The sequence below is a fragment of the Streptococcus sp. CL5.50 genome (genome assembly GCF_049738015.1).
GTDB lineage: Bacteria > Bacillota > Bacilli > Lactobacillales > Streptococcaceae > Streptococcus > Streptococcus mitis_CA.
In genome coordinates this window covers 59,880-77,795 of sequence record NZ_JBKOTR010000008.1, presented here as the reverse complement: position 1 = coordinate 77,795, position 17,916 = coordinate 59,880, and the positions used below count along the sequence as shown (strand labels likewise).

Below are 17,916 nucleotides of genomic sequence, written 5' to 3'. Positions count from 1 at the left end.
CTAAATTGAGTGAATTTTTAGAAAATTTTTGTTTTTCTCTTTACAGCTAAAAAAATTCTGCTATAATGACTCACATAATTAAATTAGAATTTAAGGAGAACGATATGACATCTGCTAAAGAATATATCCAAAGCGTGTTTGAAACTGTGAAAGCTCGTAACGGGCACGAGGCTGAATTCCTCCAAGCTGTCGAAGAATTTTTCAACACTTTAGAACCTGTATTTGAAAAACACCCTGAGTATATAGAAGAAAATATCTTGGCACGTATCACTGAGCCAGAACGCGTGATTTCTTTCCGTGTTCCTTGGGTTGACCGTGATGGAAAAGTTCAAGTAAACCGTGGCTACCGTGTTCAATTCAACTCAGCTGTTGGACCATACAAAGGCGGACTTCGTTTCCACCCAACTGTAAACCAAGGGATTTTGAAATTCCTCGGATTTGAACAAATCTTTAAAAACGTCTTGACTGGACTCCCTATCGGTGGAGGTAAAGGTGGATCAGACTTCGATCCTAAAGGTAAAACAGATGCTGAAGTGATGCGCTTCTGCCAAAGCTTCATGACTGAACTGCAAAAATACATCGGCCCATCACTTGATGTACCTGCTGGTGATATCGGTGTTGGTGGACGTGAGATTGGTTACCTTTACGGTCAATACAAACGCCTTAACCAATTTGATGCTGGTGTCTTGACTGGTAAGCCTCTTGGATTTGGTGGTAGCTTGATTCGTCCAGAAGCAACTGGTTACGGTTTGGTTTACTACACTGAAGAAATGCTCAAAGCTAACGGTAATAGCTTTGCTGGTAAGAAAGTTGTTATTTCAGGTTCTGGTAACGTTGCTCAATACGCTCTTCAAAAAGCGACTGAACTTGGTGCAACTGTTATCTCTGTATCTGATTCAAATGGTTATGTCATCGATGAAAATGGTATCGACTTCGATCTTTTGGTTGACGTTAAAGAAAAACGTCGCGCTCGTTTGACTGAGTATGCAGCTGAGAAAGCAACCGCTACTTATCATGAAGGTTCTGTATGGACTTACGCTGGAAACTATGACATCGCTCTTCCATGTGCGACTCAAAACGAAATCAACGGTGAAGCAGCTAAACGTTTGGTTGCTCAAGGAGTTATCTGTGTATCTGAAGGTGCCAACATGCCAAGCGACCTTGATGCCATCAAAGTTTACAAAGAAAATGGTATCTTCTACGGGCCTGCAAAAGCTGCCAACGCTGGTGGTGTAGCCGTTTCAGCCCTTGAAATGAGCCAAAACAGTCTTCGCCTCTCATGGACTCGTGAAGAAGTTGATGGACGTCTCAAAGACATCATGACAAACATCTTCAACACAGCTAAAACAACTTCAGAAACATACGGTCTTGATAAAGACTACCTTGCAGGAGCTAACATTGCTGCCTTTGAAAATGTAGCAAACGCTATGATTGCCCAAGGTATTGTTTAAGAGTCATTTGCTTAATCCTCAATCACTCCGATTGGGGATTTTTATGTTGAGTTAAACAGTTGGGAAATTACTTACTCGCCCCCTTTTGTCCCTGTTAGAACAAAAATAAAAACCGCTAATCCTAAGAATAGCGGTTTAATCATGTTTTTAAGCTACTAATGTAGTTGCTCTATTATTTGGCGTTTTTTCTTTTAAAGACTTTTTGCCCAGTTTAACTTCTAAAGAAAGCCAAATGATATTCTCCATTCAATTTAACTGCTACTTTCTCATGGATAGACTGATTTTTTAAAGAACAAATTTCTCCATATTTCCAACTTTCATGCTCCCCTGATAATCTAGTGACAGACTTCACTTGATTATCTAAGTTAGCAACTGTAGCACTAAGCTCTTCTTTTGGAATAATTTCTTCAGTAATTGTAAACGATTGTTCCCCTACCTTCAACTCTCTGGCTTCTTGCTCATTGATAGCAAATCCTCCTACTAAGCGAACATTAAATAAGTCAGAAACTTTTAGTAGTTCTTCTTTAGAAATATTATCAAGTAGTCTACATTTATAGAAAGTACTATCAATTTTTATGGCAAATTCTCTATTCTTGGTCTGATATAAGTCACCAATCTCCAATAAATCATTCTTTATTTCATTATTGGAATCATCGTAAGATATTTCATAAATATCATAATGATTGCTTACTTTACTTTCAATATCTTCATATAAAATTAATTGATTAGTTACACCATAATGCTCTCCTTTATAATCAAATCGATTATAACTTGAGTCGAGAAATTTAACATCATACTTCTCATATGTGCATCCAGTCAATCCAAGTAAACTTAAGAAAAAAATTACGGAAAGATAGATCTTTTTGAATTTCATAGTTCTCCTCCTAATTTTCTATAGTTAAATTATCAAAAATCAATAACGCCTCTCTCCAATATGTCTTTACAGACTTATTTTGGATATGAAGTAAAGTCAAAACAATTCCCAAACTTCCATCCAAAAATTTAACACTCCCTTCATTTCAATCATAGTATATAATTAAACACCTTTTCTGCTTACAACTACTAAATTAGCAACAAACAATAATACAACATAAAAAGTTAAAACTAATAAATTGGTTGTGTTTCTAAAATTATTTTCTAAAATTATATTAACTGGTAAAATTACTGGAATCCAAAAAATATTAAGAAAAACTTTATTTGTTGCAAATAATATAAATAAACTTTCTACAACAGCAATAAGTAAATTGCCGCCTTTCGCAATAAACAATGTCAATAGCATGTGGAAATGATTTAGCAATATTAGTAATAACCAACTAACTATTCCTACGTAAAAATAATATGAAAAGTGTTCTAACTCTATACCTACAACTACCCATAAAGGAATAGTAAGTAAAGATAATAGTAAATCTAACACAAAAATTTTCGCTCCCCATATACTGGCTGTATTTCTCGAGCCTTTAATATTCTGATAATTATTAGCATTGATTTCTTGTTCAGATACTAATAAAGTGATTATCGTAGTTATCATGCAATAGCCTAACATGGGTAAAAAGATAATATTTTCCAATACAATTGTGTTATTTACAGATAATATGTAAATTGGAATTGTCAATAGTTGTATAGTAGACAAAATCAAAATAATGTATAGTTGATACGAACCTTTAAATTTAATCATTTCACTTTTTAGCAATTGGATCATTACTTAACCTCCAATTTAACATTAACAAAGAAACAATAAATAGAATCAATGATAGAAATACGGTAAATACTACCATTTTAACGTCTGTTACATGATTTGTTAAATCTAAATCTCCTGACGGTTTTATATACATAAGACTATAAGCAATTTTATAATGATATGTAAAAGGAAAGAAGAACCAAAAGCTACTTTGAGCGATAAAAGGTGCAACCAAAAAACAAATCAAGGAGTTAATAGATACTAAGATATAGGGGTTGATCCGTTTCGAAAATAGATACAAGAGTGGCAATACCCATATGGATGTTATCGAAATAAGTACTAAACAAATTAAGTCACCAATTATATTCAATGATATTAAGTCGCCATACAAAAAATTACTTGTAAATAATAATATAGCTAAAAACCATACGTTCGAAATGAGTAAATCTTTTAATTTTAAAAGTATCTTTACGATATATATTTTTATGCTATCATTTCGAAAGTATATATTCTGGAAGTTTCCTGCAGCTTCTTCTGCTTTATAATCATATAAAAATAACAATCCAATAAGCGTGTACAAAAAGACGGCTTCCCACCAATATATTGAAAAACTTTCTAGAATACTCGGTCCAACAAGTAATACAGCTATTAAAATCGACAATCCAGGAGCTATTATCAAGAATTTTTTGGATGTATTTTTTCGCTGTTTTAACCATTCTGATTTAAATATTTTTATCATATTGCGTCACCTCCATGAACAATTCTTATAAATAAAGATTCTAAATCATCACTTTGAACATTCGAACCATCGTAAAAAATTTGACCATCATGTAAAATAACAACTTTATCTGCCACTTTACTAACTTCATACAGTTGATGGCTAGATAAAAGAATTGTCATTCCTGATTTCTTTAAAGAAATCATTAAATTCAACAATTCCTTTATACCATCTGGATCCAATCCATTGGTAGGTTCATCTAAAATGAGCAAATCTGGACTAGTAATTATTGCCATACCTAATCCCAAACGTTGTTTCATACCTAAAGAAAAGCTCCCTGCTTTTTTCTTTCCCGTATTAGATAGCCCAATCAAGTTTAATACTTCATTAATTCGTTCGTCAGAAATGTCATATAACAATGCTCTTGTTTTTAAGTTATCAAATGCAGATAAGTTCATATAGATAGCAGGAGTTTCAATAAGCGCTCCAATCTCATATATACCCGCATTTTTTTTCCCATTAAAAATAACCGTACCACTATCAGCATTTTCAAGACCAAAAATAATCTTCATAATTGTTGATTTTCCTGCACCATTAATACCTAATAATCCACAAATACTCCCCTCTTTTATTTCAAAAGAAATATTTTTCAGTACTTCTCTATCCTTATATGATTTTCTAAGTTTTTGAACTTGTATATTCATAACTATAATTCCTCCTTGTTTTATACTTGTATGTTATACTTTATTTTTCAAAATTTGTTCAGAATTTCCAATTTTACAAAATTAAAAAAATAGACAGTCCTCAATTTAGAAAACCATCTATTTTTATACATAACTATTATATGGAAGCTATCTAATATATCCTTACAGAATTATTTTTTAATAAGCAACGTCACTTGAGCGCCACCTCTATCTGGATTTGATAAAAACAATTCTCCTAAATGTCTAGTTGCAACTTGTTTAGCAAATGCTAACCCTAAACCATAGTGCTTATTATTCCTACCTTTATTCTCAGTATAAAATAACTTATCTGCATTTAATAAGGACTGTTCAGTAAAAGGCAGACCATTATTCCACACTACAAAATTAATATACTCTGTTTCCTCAATGATAGTAAGCGTAACTTTTTTTTCTCCAGAACTATATCTTGCTGCATTTGCTAAAATGTTAATTAATGCCCGATTTAAATTAAAGCGATTTCCCTTAAAAAATATTAATTTTGTAGTATTAATAATTTTGAAATCAACCTTTGCATTATTCATTACAGATTTCGCTTCTACTGACAGCTCACTTAAAAATTCGGATAAATGTATCTGTTCTCCATAATCTTTATCTTCAATTAGTAATCTTGAATAATCAATCATTGAACTAAAGTATCTTTCAAAAACTACTATACTGTTATTCATTGACTGAGTGTATTCCTTCTGTTGAACAGTCAAGTTAGTTAATTCAAGCAACTCTAAATTTCCCTTTAGTACTGTTAAAGGAGTTTTTACATCATGAGCTAATGCACCAACTTGAAAAGATAAATCTTCCTTCTCCCTTCTCTCTGATTTGAGTAAATTAGTTAACTCGTCGTCCTTTTGATATAATACAGAAAGAATTTCATCGAACTCTTGTATTTGAGCTGGAATCTTTTTTTCTTTAAATGTTAACTGCCCCATGTTTAAAGCTTTTTTTTGTATAAGTAGAAAATTTTTTGAAAATTCTTTTATTAATCTTGTAAGTGACCAAATGAGTAAAATCGTTTCGAAAACGAAGAAAAATAAATAAGAAAATAGATTAAATGAAATGTGACGCAAATTCGGATTAACAAACTCAGGTATCATGGGTTGCCTGACAGTAAGTACAATCTCTGAATTAGCATAATACCCATAATACACCTCACTATTACTTACAGATTCATTTTTAGCAAAAACTTCTCGATAGGCAGGCAAATCCTTTTTTTGATAATTACCCTCTTCAATTGTACCTGTCTTGCGATTAAATACAACATAGTCAAATATAGAGTTATTCATTGCTTGAACTACATCACTTAAATTGCTGGTATCACTCACTGAAATTTCAATTTTAGAGTCGTATACATTTAATTGTCCTGTAAAAACAAGTAAATAAGTAAATATAAAAAATAAAAGTATACTCAGTAACGTACCTGTTACTAGTTCTAAAACAGTCCTTATTATACGTCCTCTAATTGTACTATTCTTCTTAATCATGCCACTTGTATCCCATACCTCTAACTGTTTTTATAGGATTAATTCCATAGGATGAGAATTTTAATCTTATTTGATAGATATACTCAGATATTGAACGAAAGAGGGTTTCAGCATCATCATCATAAACGTTTTCATATATATCTTGTACAGTAAAAATTTTTCTTGGATTGCTAGATAATAGCTCTATGATATCATATTCTCTACTTGTAAAGGCAAGACTATCTCCATTAATACAAACAATTTTTTCTTGTAAATAAATCGTTATTGGAGATAATTCTCGAACAATTTGATTACTTAATTCACCTTGTTTGTATCGTTCTTCTCGTTTGAGATTTGCAGCAACTTTAGCAATTAATTGATTGATGCTGAAAGGTTTTGTAATATAGTCATCTCCTCCTAAATTCAATCCTGATACTATATCTTCTTCGGTGTCTTTTGCACTAACAAAAATAATAGGGGAGCTTACTTTATTTCTAATCTGCTTACAAATTTGCATACCATCTATATTAGGCATCATTACATCTAATAAAATCAAATCAAATCCTTTGAAATTATTAATATTGATTGGTGCAGTCACTTCTTGATACGTCGTTACCTGATAGTTTTTCATCTCTAAAATAGTTCGCATCAATTTCAAAATTTCAAAATCGTCATCTACAACTAATATCTTATACATTCTATCACCTCAAAAAATTTTAGAGAACTACCTGCAATGCTCCGTATTTCTGACAAAGAATAGTCTCAATACATCAGTTTGTAATGTAAATTAAATTTTTAGAAACTAGTATAAATCTATTTTACACTATCTTGAACAAAATTCGTATTATTTAATAATATAATTTGAGTGCCATCAATATCATTTCTTATCCAGCAGAAATAACCATAACTTTCCCATCTATATGTGAATAATCCTCCCCCTTAAGTTCTCCAACGTAATGTTTCAATGCTTCTTGATTATTTTAATCTAGACCCTCATCACCTACTGAAGCAACAATTATTGAACCTTGACATTTGAGATTGTATCAGAGAAAATTCAGATTTTATTCAGAGAAAAAATCATCTTTACACTACTAGTGAAATTCAAATTTAAGAAAGAATCAATTTCTAACATTTTTCATGTCCTAAAAAAACGGAATACGTTTTGAATTTGTTCAGATTATTTTCTATCCCTTCTTCCACTTATGCCCAGCCCAGCCTGCCAAGACAAGTAAAGCAAGGTTAAAAATGATAAAGAAATGTGACCTTTTCAACTTTTCTTTTCAAGATAGGTTGAGTATTCCTATCCTCCTCATTCTCAAAAAGAATTTTAGGTAATTTATAATACCGTTCTGAAGTTTGGTATTGATTTGCGGTAATTCGTTTCATAGCGCTCCTCCTAGTTCTTTGAGTATTAAATCTCCACTTGATTCCAATCGAACCAAGCCACTTTTTTCTAATTCAGCCATACGAGAGATGGCTTCAACAATATCAATACCCATTTCACGTACTAAAAATGAAATGACAATATAGCGTGATGATTGTAATTCTTTTGTCATTTTCCCTCCTGAAAATAAAAAAAGGAGAACAATATTCAATTGTTCTCCACGATAAATTTGTTAAAAAGAAAAACCCTGCCAAATTAATTTTTGGTAGGGTTTTTGGTAGGAAACTAAATTAATTTATCAGTTTCTAAAATGTGTTCACGATTCTAAAAGGCTGATACTATAGTATCCCGAATTCTAATTGGTATATGCCTCTTATTTAATGAGAATATCTAAAACTAAAAGTCATACCTGTACGTGTAGGATTATAAGGATCTAAGGTCATCAAAGTGCTAAATTCTCAAACCAACTTCTACCGCCAATAAACGTGGAAGTTAATTTGTCAAAACAATGCTATTAAAAAATAAAAGGGAAAACTTTTTTGTTAAATAAGGTTATCGTTACTATTAACCAAATATAGTTTTTAGCCAACCAACTATATGTGGTCTAAGTAATGGGATTAAGAATCGACCTACAAATAGACCTAAAATAAATATTAGAAACATTTTTTTGAAGCTTCTTTTGTTCATCTATGGACAGATTCCCGAAAAGTATATTTTTAATTTTTCTAAGTACGTCTAGACGTTTTAAAACTCATGTTGTGATTGAATTACGTTCAATACTTCTTGCATACTTCCAGCCTTCCAATTTGCCTTAGCATTAAATAAAGGCAATGGGTAATCGTAATATCCAATAGTATCAATACCAGCACTAGTTGATACCTGTATCCCTGAGTACAAATCTTCAATAGCAATTGTCATCCGAAACAATATAATCAAAATAATTCTTCAAATCCAGTTTTTCAAGACTTATTTCTATACTTTTTCTTCCTTTCTCTGTGAAAATCGCAAATTTTTCCCACTTTTTCTCAATGATTTCAATACTGAAACAACATCTTTCCAGAACTTCAATCATTTCTTTTTATGTTAATTCATTATTAAACTAAATCTTTGGAGGTAATACGTTTTCAAAGCTACTTTTTTACCATAGATTTTGAGCCTTCAACACATATTACTAAGCCAAAAATGCTCTAAATTTTTGAAATTCTAACAAATTACACCCTTGTACATTAGAATCACTTCTTTAAAATAAACAAAGTATAAATTTCTAATTATCTTTTTATATTTTCTTAAATGCTCGTAAAGCCTTATTCTATGTGCTTTCGAGTATTTTTACTGTAGGAAGATACTTCACGTTTCTTTGCATATTTCCTCATGTCTTAGCTGTCAGAAGTGGTAAATAAGTAGTAAATTCATTTGTACTACTAAGCAACAAGACGCTCCTGTTGCTTCTCTTTATTCAAGCGTTTCATTTCTGCCATTGCAGAATCGAATGTTGCATGTGCGTAATAGTTCAGCGTCATGGCTATATTAGCATGTCCCATAATGTACTGTAATGCCTTTGGATTCATTCCTGCATTTGCATAGTTGGTACAGAATGTATGTCGCAAACTATGTGGAGTGATGTGTGGCAATTTATCCTCGTTATACTTATTGTATTTCTTAACAAGACCTTTCATCATGCCGTTGTAATCACTTGCCACTTTTGGATAGTTCTTTCTATTAAGAAAGAGGAAATCACTATATCCATCAATCTCAACACGCTTATCATTCTTTCGATTCGCTAACACTCGCTTAAATGCTTGATAGGCTTCTTCAACCATAGGAACTTGACGTTCGCCACTTTTGGTCTTTGGTGTTTCAATGTAGTACCCAATTTCAGTATCTCTCAATAGCTGATGGTCTATATTGACAAGACGATTCTCAAAATCTAAATCTGGAAGTGTCAAACCACCAAACTCTGAAATACGAAGACCTGTTTTTAAGAGTATCAGAATTTCATCATAATTTTTGCTGTAGGTTTTATCAGCTTTTGCAAAGGCTAACAGTTTTTCTTCCTGTTCTTCTGTTAGTACGGTCTTAGGGACAGTATCATCATCAAGAACTGCTTTCAGTTGAAAGTCAAATGGATTCTTCCGAACACAATCATCTTGTATAGCAATATAGAATGAAGCCTTTAAAGAACGTTTGTAGTTATTGATGGTTTGATAAGCATAACCATTTTCACTCATTCTAATAGCCCATTCTTTAGCGTCTGATGGCTTAATACTGTCAATACTTCTTACACCTAACTTGTCTTTCTTCAAAATATCCATAAGATATTTGCGTCCAGTTTCAGTGTTTTTTCTAACCTTTGGTCTTTGAGCGTTCTGTTTTGCGTAAAGCTGGCAGAGTGTCATTTTCTTTCCTACAACATCAATACCATCATGAATGTCTTTCTGTAACTCTGCGATTTTCTCTCTAAGTGAGATACAATCACGCTTTCCTGCTGGTACTCGGTCTGTAGCCACAAGTTTCCACGAGTAAACAAATTGCGGTTCTCCAAATGAATCTATATATTTGTATAAGTATCTTCCGTCTTTTCGTTGGCTCTCTCCAGTCTTTAAGATTCGACCTTTATTGTCACGTCTTTTTTCTGACATGGCATTTGCTCCTTTCCTTTATGGAAAGAGCCTTGATACGACTTAATACTATTTTATCATATACAAGACCCTTTGGCGACGCTAGATTGCGTCCAATGTATCTATAATTTTTTCAAATTGTTTTCGTTTAATCTGAATACGATTGCCATTCATAATCAGCCAATTTGCATTTTTATTTTCCTCTGCCAAGCGTCGTAGCTTGTTTTCGCCAATACGAAAATATTTTGACGCTTCTTCAATGGTTAGGGTATAACGTTCCCAAATAGGAATGTCAGTCTGCTTCATAAAATCCTCCTTTCCAAATCACTTATTTGGATTTCATAAAAGTTGTTTTACCAGCAATCGAACAGCTTTGGCAAAGCTCACGGGAGTTCCACCCCTGCATGGTTCTCATGTAGCCATACTCATTGCCTGCGACGGTTTTATCACGCTCGGACTATTGACTGTATGGGAGTATCATTATCACGATAAGAATGTCGTTGCAGGCAATCCTGCTAAAGATTGCTTCTCGGATCACTAACATGAATCGCTCGCTATCTTTATAAGATAGGTCATGGCGGTTAGTTCCGTTGGCTCTTTTCTTATCGAAACGTATTCGATTACTTTTATTCAGTTTTCAAAGAACAATGGCTCGTTAGCCTATCAAAACACATTGAAAGCTCAATATGCTTTGGTGGAATAACAAACCTCCCTGTTCGGGAAGCGTGGAATGGTTTAGCACGCTTCCACGAAAGGAGAGAGGATATTACTTAATTTCAAATGACAAAATCTTTGTAATCAGTCTGGTTTCCATTCTTCCACGTAAGACTTCATCAACGACCATACTTTGATTGCCATATTCATCTTTCATAAGTCGTAGGGAACGCTTCGTTATGTACCCTCTGTAATGATGTAGAATCTGGTTAATCGCTTCGGTATCGCCATCTGTTGCCTTTACAATGAGAGGAAAGGGAATCATAGGATATTGTGTTTTCATTCTTCAAATTCCTCCATAAACTTTTTAATTAAGGCTAGTCCACTGGTTCTATGCCGATAGACAGTAGAACGGTTCAATTTCAACAGGTCTGCAATTTCTGAATCGCTCATGTCCATAAAGTAAAACAGCAGTAGAATTTCACGTTTCTTGTCTGGCAACTCACGTAATGCTTCACTCAACAAATCATTTTCAACGCCTACTGATAACCCATTGAGTGTAAAAATCTGAAAGTCAGTTGAATAGTTATCTGTTGTCGCAAACTGGCTAACAAGATAATCGCCAACATCCGAAAAGGACACCTCACGCTTTGCAATCCTTGAAAGATAAAGCATATAATTCTTTCGCTCGTCTTCCATAGCACGTTTACAGATATAGTCAAACTGATTTTCTATTGTGGTCTGAAAAGAAGATGGTTTCATGTTTCTCACCCCCTTTCTGTCTAGGAAAGGAAGTGAGCCTTGCTCGTTTATCTCCTTTCACTCTTAGTCCCAATGTGAAAGGGGGATTTGTTGCATTACTGATAAATAAACTTTGTAAAAAAGTTCTGAATAGCCAAAAAAGCATATAAACAGATTTATTTCTCTGTTTACATGCTTCTGATATTCTATCTATATGATTTATAAAACCACATTGGTGGACGTACTTATCTATTGCAGATAGACGACTTTTTTTGACAAGAACCCAATGTAAGGAAATTTATTGTATATGATGTACTTCATGGCGACGTTGACCTCCAACAAACCGCCATTTGGAAGTAATATACAATATTTTAACAGCGTAAATAGCACTACCATATAACGGTTTTTTTTATTGGCGTTTAGTAGTGCTTTTTATTAAATATAAACCTATAAACCATATAACACGTTTTTCTATACCTGTTTTTAATTCAGTAGGAACAATAAAATGTATAGAGGTGGTCTACTATGCGTAAAAAAGAAGATAAATATGATTTTAGAGCCTTTGGTTTAGCCATTAAAGAAGCTCGATTGAAACGAGGTTTAACTCGTGAACAAGTGGGAGCATTGATTGAAATTGACCCACGGTACTTAACTAATATTGAAAATAAAGGGCAACACCCCAGCATACAAGTTCTTTATGACCTTGTATCGTTACTTCATGTTTCCGTTGATGAATTTTTCTTACCTGGGGTCCCGAGCGCTTAGTGGGAATTTGTATCGATAAGGGGTACAAATTCCCACTAAACCAATGTTTCAAGGCCTATTTATTTTTTATATTCAATTCTCTTAAGTGTTTAGGAATAGATAACAAGTCAAATTTATACTCTCCAAGAAAAGTGATATGCTCCCAATTAATAGGAGATACATGCTTCATATACTTAGTTACTTCGGGATCTATTTTGACGAGATAATTATAAGCTGCTTGTAAGTAGACGGCGTTCCATATACTTATTGCATTTATTAACACATTAAGCGCACTAGCACTTTGAAGTTGTCGGCGAATATCGCGCTCCATAAATTTTCCGCGTCGCCCAAAAAATAGTTCTCTAGCTAAAGCATTAATCGCTTCTGTCTTATTTAGTCCATGAGTGATCCTTCGCCGTAGCTCACTATCTGTAATATAATCTATCATAAAAATGCTCTTTTCAATGCGACCTAGTTCTCTCAGTGCAAGAGCTACTCTATTCTTACGTGCGTATGAGCCTAGCTTTCCTAATAGTAAAGAACTAGATACTTTTCCTGTTTGAATCGAATAGGCGATTCGTTTAATTTCATCATAGTTTTCTTCAATAATTTTTACATTGATTTTTCCGCTTATATCTTCTGATAAGTTAGGGTAGTAGGAAGGTGATTTGATAGAAAATAATTGTGATTTTTTTATATTTCTGATGCGAGGTTCAAAATCAAAGCCTAGTAATGCGGTCATTCCAAACACCTGATCAGAATACCCATTTGTATCAGTAAAATGTTCCTCAATATCTAGATCTGTTTCATGATAAAGTAGGCCATCAAGGGTATGAGTAGCTTCCCTTGTATTAGTTGAAGCAACCTCGATATGATGAGTCGTATGCCTATCATTTATTGATCGAATCATTGTAGCTCCTTTTTCCATACTTTTGTAATGTGGATTAACATCGGATTTTAGAGCTGAGACGCCCACTGGGACGCGCATTCCGTCTGAAGCAGTGGTTTTTCCTTCACCCCAAAAGTCTGCAACAGGAAGCTTTAACTGATAATTAACCAAAACAGATTGAGCACGAGTCAGAGCTTCTTTATAAAAGCGCCATTGTTTGGCATTGGCTAACTGAGAATAAGAAATTCCAGGAGTTGATTGGGCCATTTTTTCAAGACCAATATTCATCCCTAAACCCAGCAAAGCAGCAAAAATAATTTTTCTTTCTTGTTCACTCGGCGGTTTCCCTGTAGAATCATGACTAAATTCTTGTGAAAAGTTGGTCCAACTGTCCACCTCAATTAAAAGATCACTAAGCCTTATCTTAGGAATTATTGAATAAAGTTTTTTTCTATATATTTCTGCTTCGCTAGGTGTAACTTTTTCCAACTTTTTAAGGTTTGCTCTTGAAATTCTCTTATCAACTGTCGAATAAAATTGAAGCTGTAAATCTAAAATTATTTCCCGATCCTTTAAATAGTCCTCAAACGTGTCTGGAATAGTTTCTGAATCAATACAAGCAGATAAATCAACTAAGTAATCATCAATATTTCGATGGATCATACTTCCTTCAACTGAAATATCTCCTGATCGAATATTGTTCTTTAGCTCGGTGAAAGCTACTAACTCATAGTAAGACCGATCTATTTTCCCCTCTTCTGGCCGAACAAGGCTTTTCCATTTTTTACTCACAAAATCAGTAGAAGTATCTGCCGGTATTTTTCTTTTACCACTATTGTGTAAATCAGTTAGTTGAGTTAGGGCCATGAGGACTGGATTTGCTGCCGGAGTTGCTTTGAACGAAAGGGTCCTCAATAACATTGGCGTGTATCTTCGGAGGTAATTAGCTTTATTTCGAACCATTTCTAAATAGCCATGATTTTTATTACCTGTAATTTTTTTAGCTTCTTCTCCATCTTGTACTAAATCTTCCCAAGGCATGATTCGTTCAATTTCGTCAAAAGGATTACTATCATTATCTTTTGCAAAGTGAAGAGCATCAATTAAAGAAGCATAATGTTCCAATTTTTTAGTAGCCAATTTTCCTTTTTCTTTTAACTGTTCTTGTGAATCACGTGTCCCTTTGCGTTTAATACTTGCTAAAATGCGGTCATTAATCTCAATCAGTTGATCGATCAGATATTGATGATGATTGACTAAAAAAGCAATAAGTAAAGAGTATCTTTTTTCAAGCTCAAAACGGGAGAAGTCATATGCATCATAATTTTCCCCTAGTCTAGCTAGCTGAAGAAACCTGTTCCGATTAATATGGGAGACATTAATTGTCCCGAGTCCCATGGAAGCAATCACTTCCACTTTTTTACAAATACTCATAAAGCTTTCTGGATTTGCCTTACCTGGAATGTCTTTTAGCCAAGCGAGTTTAGTTATTTTCGTCTCTTCATAAATTTGAAACAAACTCTCTAGTTTTTCAATTTGTATATCTGTTAATGAACAGAGTAATATTGAAAATAAGTTGTTTTCTGCTTTATCTCGACAGCGGCTTATAATGTCTTCAAGTGTAGCTATAGATGGAAAAATAATTCTTTTTCGAGTTAAGAAATCAATTGTTTTTTTCATTAGATAGATAGAGTCATCATTTTCTAAAGCTAGTTCAATTAAATATTCTATTAACTGTTTTTGTGTATTAGCACTACCGAATCGATGATAGTTGAATACTTCTAAGATCTCGTTGAAGTGATTTGCACGTGTATTTCTATGATCATATGAATTTAAATCAATTGCATCAAGATGGAGCTGTCGACTCACATAAGAAGTTAGTCTGGTTGATTTAATCGGCCAATTACTTAAAGAACACCCAGGATACCGGGCCAAACAAAGTTGTATCGCAAATCCTAGTTTATTGACCTTTCCACGGTGTTGATTAATAACCTCCAGATCATAATCAGAAAAACTAAAATACGCTTTAAAATCCTCTTCTGATAAGTGGTCTACAGAAAGAAGTTGTTCACGCTGTGAAGTAGTTAAAATTCTTTTCATAGCCATATCTTAAGCATTCCTTTTATTGAGGTAACGGTAAAAGGTTGTTTTGCTTAATTTAGAGGCATCAAGAATTTGACGAATAGAATACTCTTTGCTGTCATACATTTTTAAAGCTAAATCAATTGATAGCTTACCTTTACTTGGACGGCCCCCTTTTTTTCCTCGGACTCTGGCTGCCTTAAGACCAGAGTTAGTTCGTTCAATAATAATATCCCGTTCCAGTTCTGCTAAACTAGCCATAACTCGGAAAAAGAATCTTCCCATAGACGTTGAAGTATCTACGTTATCTTGAATAGATATAAAATTGACACTAAGTTCTTCAAATAATTCAGAAAGTTCAATCAAATGTTTAGTTGATCGTGAAATTCGATCTAACTTGTAAATGACAACAGAATCTCCTTCACGTAGTAGGTTGATCATTTCTTCTAATTGCGGTCGGTCTTTTTTCGCACCAGTTACTTTTTCTTGAAATAATTTATCAATTCCATAATGAGTAAGTGCATCAATTTGTAAACTAAGATTTTGATCATCCGTACTCACTCGAGCATAGCCAAAAATCATAAAAAAACCTCCTTAATTTTATAATTTAAATGTACCATAACTCATTAAGTATAACTATATAGGAACTATGAAAAAGGAACGGATTTTGGTACTTGATTTACTTAAAAAACATTTAGAAAAAGCAGGAAAATGAAAAGGTACCATAAACGGTCGTTTATGGTACCATTCAAATTTATCCTTATTGTACAAAATAACAGCGAAATTTTTAAATCTATTCCTTATCGATACAAATTCCCCGTAGGCGCTAGGGACCTCTTTAGCTCCTTGGAAGCTGTCAGTAGTATACCTAATAATTTATCTACATTCCCTTTAGTAACGTGTAACTTTCCAAATTTACAAAAGCGACTCATAGAATTATTTCCTCCCGTTAAATAATAGATAACTATTAAAAATAGACAATACTTGCTCATAAGTAACGGTACTTAAATTGTTTACTTTGGCGTGTTTCATTGCTTGATGAAACTGATTTTTAGTAAACAGTTGACGATATTCTCGATTGACCCATTTTGAAACAAAGTACGTATATAGCTTCCAATATTTATCTGGAACATCTGTGGTATGGCGGGTAAGTTTTATTAAGACACTGTTTACTTTTGGTTTAGGATGAAAGCATTCCGCTGGCAGCTTAAGCAATTGCTGAATCGAGACTTGAGTGTGCAAGAGCAACCCTAGTGTTCGGTGAATATCCAAGGTACGCTTGTAGAATCCTTCTTCAACAATCAGATAGATGTCAGACGCACGGCTTTCAAAAACCACTTTTTTAATAATTTGTGTGCTTAAATGGTAAGGAATATTCCCAACAATTTTATACCTCTGTTTGTTAGGGAATTGAAACTGTAGAATATCTTGGTGAATTAAAGTGACACGAGTATTCAGTTTTAATTTTTCTGACGATAAGTTGAATAGATGACTGTCTAATTCAATAGACGTTACCTGTTTACTTATTTTAGCCAGTTTCGTCGTTAAATGCCCTTTACCTGTTCCAATTTCGTAAACGGTATCGGTTTCTTTTAAATTCAATTGTTTTATTATTTGGTTGAGTACTTTTTCACTCGTTAAAAAGTTTTGAGAATATTTTATATTTTTTTTCATGTAATCACTCCTGAAGTGATTACATCTATAAACAAATACAGAAGTTAAACGATTTGTTTGTAATTTTAGTTATCTGTTTAAAAAGTCATAAGATTAGTCACTGGTAGGAATTAATCTAACGTATTTATTTATCTGTGTAATCACTGTTTTTAGTCTGTTTCAAAACAGTAGATGTTTTATCTACATTACGCATTTGGAATACCAACATGACGAATCCCTCCTTCTTAATTACAAATTTTTAGCATCTAATTTAACTTCAATTCCTATTATACAAAATTTTAAGATAATGCACAATCAACACACTCTTAAGTTTGCTTCTAAGTCTTATTTCCATAACTTTAGGGTTAACCATACGCAAGACCAATCACTCTCGGACAATACTCATGATTTTAATGATAAAATCCATGTTAAACCCATAGATAAGAAATACACCTGCAATAACCGTTACCTGTTTGTGCCAATTTAAAAATGCACCACTTTTTTATAATTAAAACGGTTGAAAACTGTACCACTAATAACTCACAATAGAGAGATGTCACCGTCAAGTTAAATGTACAAAATAACAGCGAAATTTTTAAATCTATTTCTTATCGATACAAATTCCTCGTAGGCGCTCGGGACCCCTACCTGCTAATAACTTGGTAAAAAGCACCCGACGATTACAGATAGAGAAATACATGGATAGCTTTACAGACAAAGAACTATCCTTAATGGAATCTTTAGCCAGCGGTATCAACGAAGCAAGAAACATCGAAGACTAATTAAAAGAATCCATACATAACGGAAAGAGCCGATAAAATGAGATTGTATTAATCTCATTTTATCGGCTCTGCGTCTTTGCGTCTGGCTCTGTAATCACAGTTACTTTGAACTGCTTTATTTCAATTAAATTTTCTTGTCTGCATTTCGGACAATAGAGGGGGAATTTTTTTAATTCAGTATCTTCCCTTATCTTTAATCGTGTTTTATTTCCACATACAGGACACAATATCCACTTGTAGTTTATAATAACTATCTCCTCCTTTACACTTTAATTCAAATCTTTATTAAAAAATATTTCATCTTATTTAACAAGAAACCATATTT

17 protein-coding genes and 4 pseudogenes are annotated in these 17,916 nt (G+C 33.3%); 3 read left to right on the top strand and 18 right to left on the bottom strand.

Annotated features, from left to right (window positions below):
* The first annotated feature begins 104 nt into the window (after window positions 1–104).
* Complete coding sequence (gene gdhA, locus ACLNCV_RS06640) at window positions 105–1,451, top strand: NADP-specific glutamate dehydrogenase (RefSeq protein ID WP_000199543.1); 1,347 nt, start codon at window positions 105–107, stop codon at window positions 1,449–1,451.
* Between the two features lie 211 nt (window positions 1,452–1,662).
* On the opposite strand, the gene ACLNCV_RS06635 is transcribed toward gdhA, so the two are convergent.
* The 12 genes and pseudogenes from ACLNCV_RS06635 to ACLNCV_RS06575 all read right to left on the bottom strand — a co-directional run bounded on the left by ACLNCV_RS06635 (window position 1,663) and on the right by ACLNCV_RS06575 (window position 11,462).
* Window positions 1,663–2,325, bottom strand: a complete 663-nt coding sequence (locus ACLNCV_RS06635) for a NisI/SpaI family lantibiotic immunity lipoprotein (RefSeq protein ID WP_424845019.1) — start codon at window positions 2,323–2,325, stop codon at window positions 1,663–1,665.
* Window positions 2,326–2,487: 162 nt separating this feature from the next.
* Complete coding sequence (locus ACLNCV_RS06630) at window positions 2,488–3,150, bottom strand: ABC transporter permease (RefSeq protein WP_247952872.1); 663 nt, start codon at window positions 3,148–3,150, stop codon at window positions 2,488–2,490.
* Complete coding sequence (locus ACLNCV_RS06625) at window positions 3,128–3,868, bottom strand: hypothetical protein (protein WP_000590350.1); 741 nt, start codon at window positions 3,866–3,868, stop codon at window positions 3,128–3,130. The genes ACLNCV_RS06630 and ACLNCV_RS06625 overlap by 23 nt, the downstream gene beginning before the upstream one ends.
* Window positions 3,865–4,551, bottom strand: coding sequence for an ABC transporter ATP-binding protein (locus ACLNCV_RS06620; RefSeq protein ID WP_247952871.1), 687 nt, complete (start codon window positions 4,549–4,551; stop codon window positions 3,865–3,867). The genes ACLNCV_RS06625 and ACLNCV_RS06620 overlap by 4 nt, the downstream gene beginning before the upstream one ends.
* Window positions 4,552–4,721: 170 nt before the next feature.
* A complete protein-coding gene (locus ACLNCV_RS06615) occupies window positions 4,722–6,065 on the bottom strand; it encodes a sensor histidine kinase (RefSeq protein ID WP_261090318.1) in 1,344 nt (447 codons plus the stop codon).
* The gene (locus ACLNCV_RS06610) at window positions 6,058–6,741 is read right to left on the bottom strand and encodes a response regulator transcription factor (RefSeq protein WP_049500923.1); all 684 of its coding nucleotides are present in this window, start codon (window positions 6,739–6,741) and stop codon (window positions 6,058–6,060) included. The genes ACLNCV_RS06615 and ACLNCV_RS06610 overlap by 8 nt, the downstream gene beginning before the upstream one ends.
* A gap of 611 nt (window positions 6,742–7,352) precedes the next feature.
* Window positions 7,353–7,430 (bottom strand): annotated as a pseudogene (locus ACLNCV_RS06605) (replication initiator protein A); the annotation flags it as partial.
* Window positions 7,427–7,600 (bottom strand): hypothetical protein, encoded by a 174-nt coding sequence (locus ACLNCV_RS06600; RefSeq protein ID WP_261078171.1) that lies wholly within the window; start codon window positions 7,598–7,600, stop codon window positions 7,427–7,429. The gene ACLNCV_RS06600 and the pseudogene ACLNCV_RS06605, both read right to left, overlap by 4 nt.
* A gap of 1,249 nt (window positions 7,601–8,849) precedes the next feature.
* Window positions 8,850–10,067, bottom strand: a complete 1,218-nt coding sequence (locus ACLNCV_RS06595) for a tyrosine-type recombinase/integrase (protein ID WP_001291561.1) — start codon at window positions 10,065–10,067, stop codon at window positions 8,850–8,852.
* Window positions 10,068–10,148: 81 nt separating this feature from the next.
* Window positions 10,149–10,352 carry an excisionase gene (locus ACLNCV_RS06590; RefSeq protein WP_000814511.1) on the bottom strand — a complete coding sequence of 68 codons (204 nt, stop codon included), beginning with the start codon at window positions 10,350–10,352 and terminating at the stop codon, window positions 10,149–10,151.
* A gap of 460 nt (window positions 10,353–10,812) precedes the next feature.
* Entirely contained in the window at window positions 10,813–11,043 is a 231-nt protein-coding gene (locus ACLNCV_RS06580; protein WP_000857133.1) for a helix-turn-helix domain-containing protein, read from the bottom strand.
* On the bottom strand, window positions 11,040–11,462 hold the full coding sequence (locus ACLNCV_RS06575; protein WP_000804885.1) for a sigma-70 family RNA polymerase sigma factor: 423 nt from the start codon (window positions 11,460–11,462) through the stop codon (window positions 11,040–11,042). The genes ACLNCV_RS06580 and ACLNCV_RS06575 overlap by 4 nt, the downstream gene beginning before the upstream one ends.
* A gap of 504 nt (window positions 11,463–11,966) precedes the next feature.
* Here ACLNCV_RS06575 and ACLNCV_RS06570 point away from each other — a divergent pair.
* Window positions 11,967–12,188 (top strand): annotated as a pseudogene (locus ACLNCV_RS06570) (helix-turn-helix domain-containing protein); the annotation flags it as partial.
* Between the two features lie 73 nt (window positions 12,189–12,261).
* Here ACLNCV_RS06570 and ACLNCV_RS06565 read toward each other — a convergent pair.
* From ACLNCV_RS06565 to ACLNCV_RS06545, 5 genes and pseudogenes are all read right to left on the bottom strand, one after another.
* Window positions 12,262–15,180 (bottom strand): Tn3 family transposase, encoded by a 2,919-nt coding sequence (locus ACLNCV_RS06565; protein ID WP_001240982.1) that lies wholly within the window; start codon window positions 15,178–15,180, stop codon window positions 12,262–12,264.
* A gap of 3 nt (window positions 15,181–15,183) precedes the next feature.
* Window positions 15,184–15,738, bottom strand: coding sequence for a recombinase family protein (locus ACLNCV_RS06560; protein WP_000576156.1), 555 nt, complete (start codon window positions 15,736–15,738; stop codon window positions 15,184–15,186).
* Window positions 15,739–16,092: 354 nt separating this feature from the next.
* Window positions 16,093–16,830: a 23S rRNA (adenine(2058)-N(6))-methyltransferase Erm(B) gene (gene erm(B) / locus ACLNCV_RS06555; RefSeq protein ID WP_216730757.1), complete on the bottom strand. Its 738-nt coding sequence runs from the start codon at window positions 16,828–16,830 to the stop codon at window positions 16,093–16,095.
* Between the two features lie 124 nt (window positions 16,831–16,954).
* Window positions 16,955–17,038, bottom strand: a complete 84-nt coding sequence (locus ACLNCV_RS06550; RefSeq protein ID WP_001865637.1) for a 23S rRNA methyltransferase attenuation leader peptide — start codon at window positions 17,036–17,038, stop codon at window positions 16,955–16,957.
* A gap of 48 nt (window positions 17,039–17,086) precedes the next feature.
* Window positions 17,087–17,170, bottom strand: a pseudogene (locus ACLNCV_RS06545) (MLS leader peptide); the annotation flags it as partial.
* 283 nt (window positions 17,171–17,453) lie between these two features.
* On the opposite strand from ACLNCV_RS06545, the pseudogene ACLNCV_RS06540 reads away from it, so the two are divergent.
* Window positions 17,454–17,591: pseudogene (locus ACLNCV_RS06540) on the top strand (XRE family transcriptional regulator); the annotation flags it as partial.
* Between the two features lie 59 nt (window positions 17,592–17,650).
* On the opposite strand, the gene ACLNCV_RS06535 reads toward ACLNCV_RS06540, so the two are convergent.
* The gene (locus tag ACLNCV_RS06535; protein ID WP_011058338.1) at window positions 17,651–17,836 is read right to left on the bottom strand and encodes a cysteine-rich KTR domain-containing protein; all 186 of its coding nucleotides are present in this window, start codon (window positions 17,834–17,836) and stop codon (window positions 17,651–17,653) included.
* Between the last annotated feature and the right edge of the window lie 80 nt (window positions 17,837–17,916).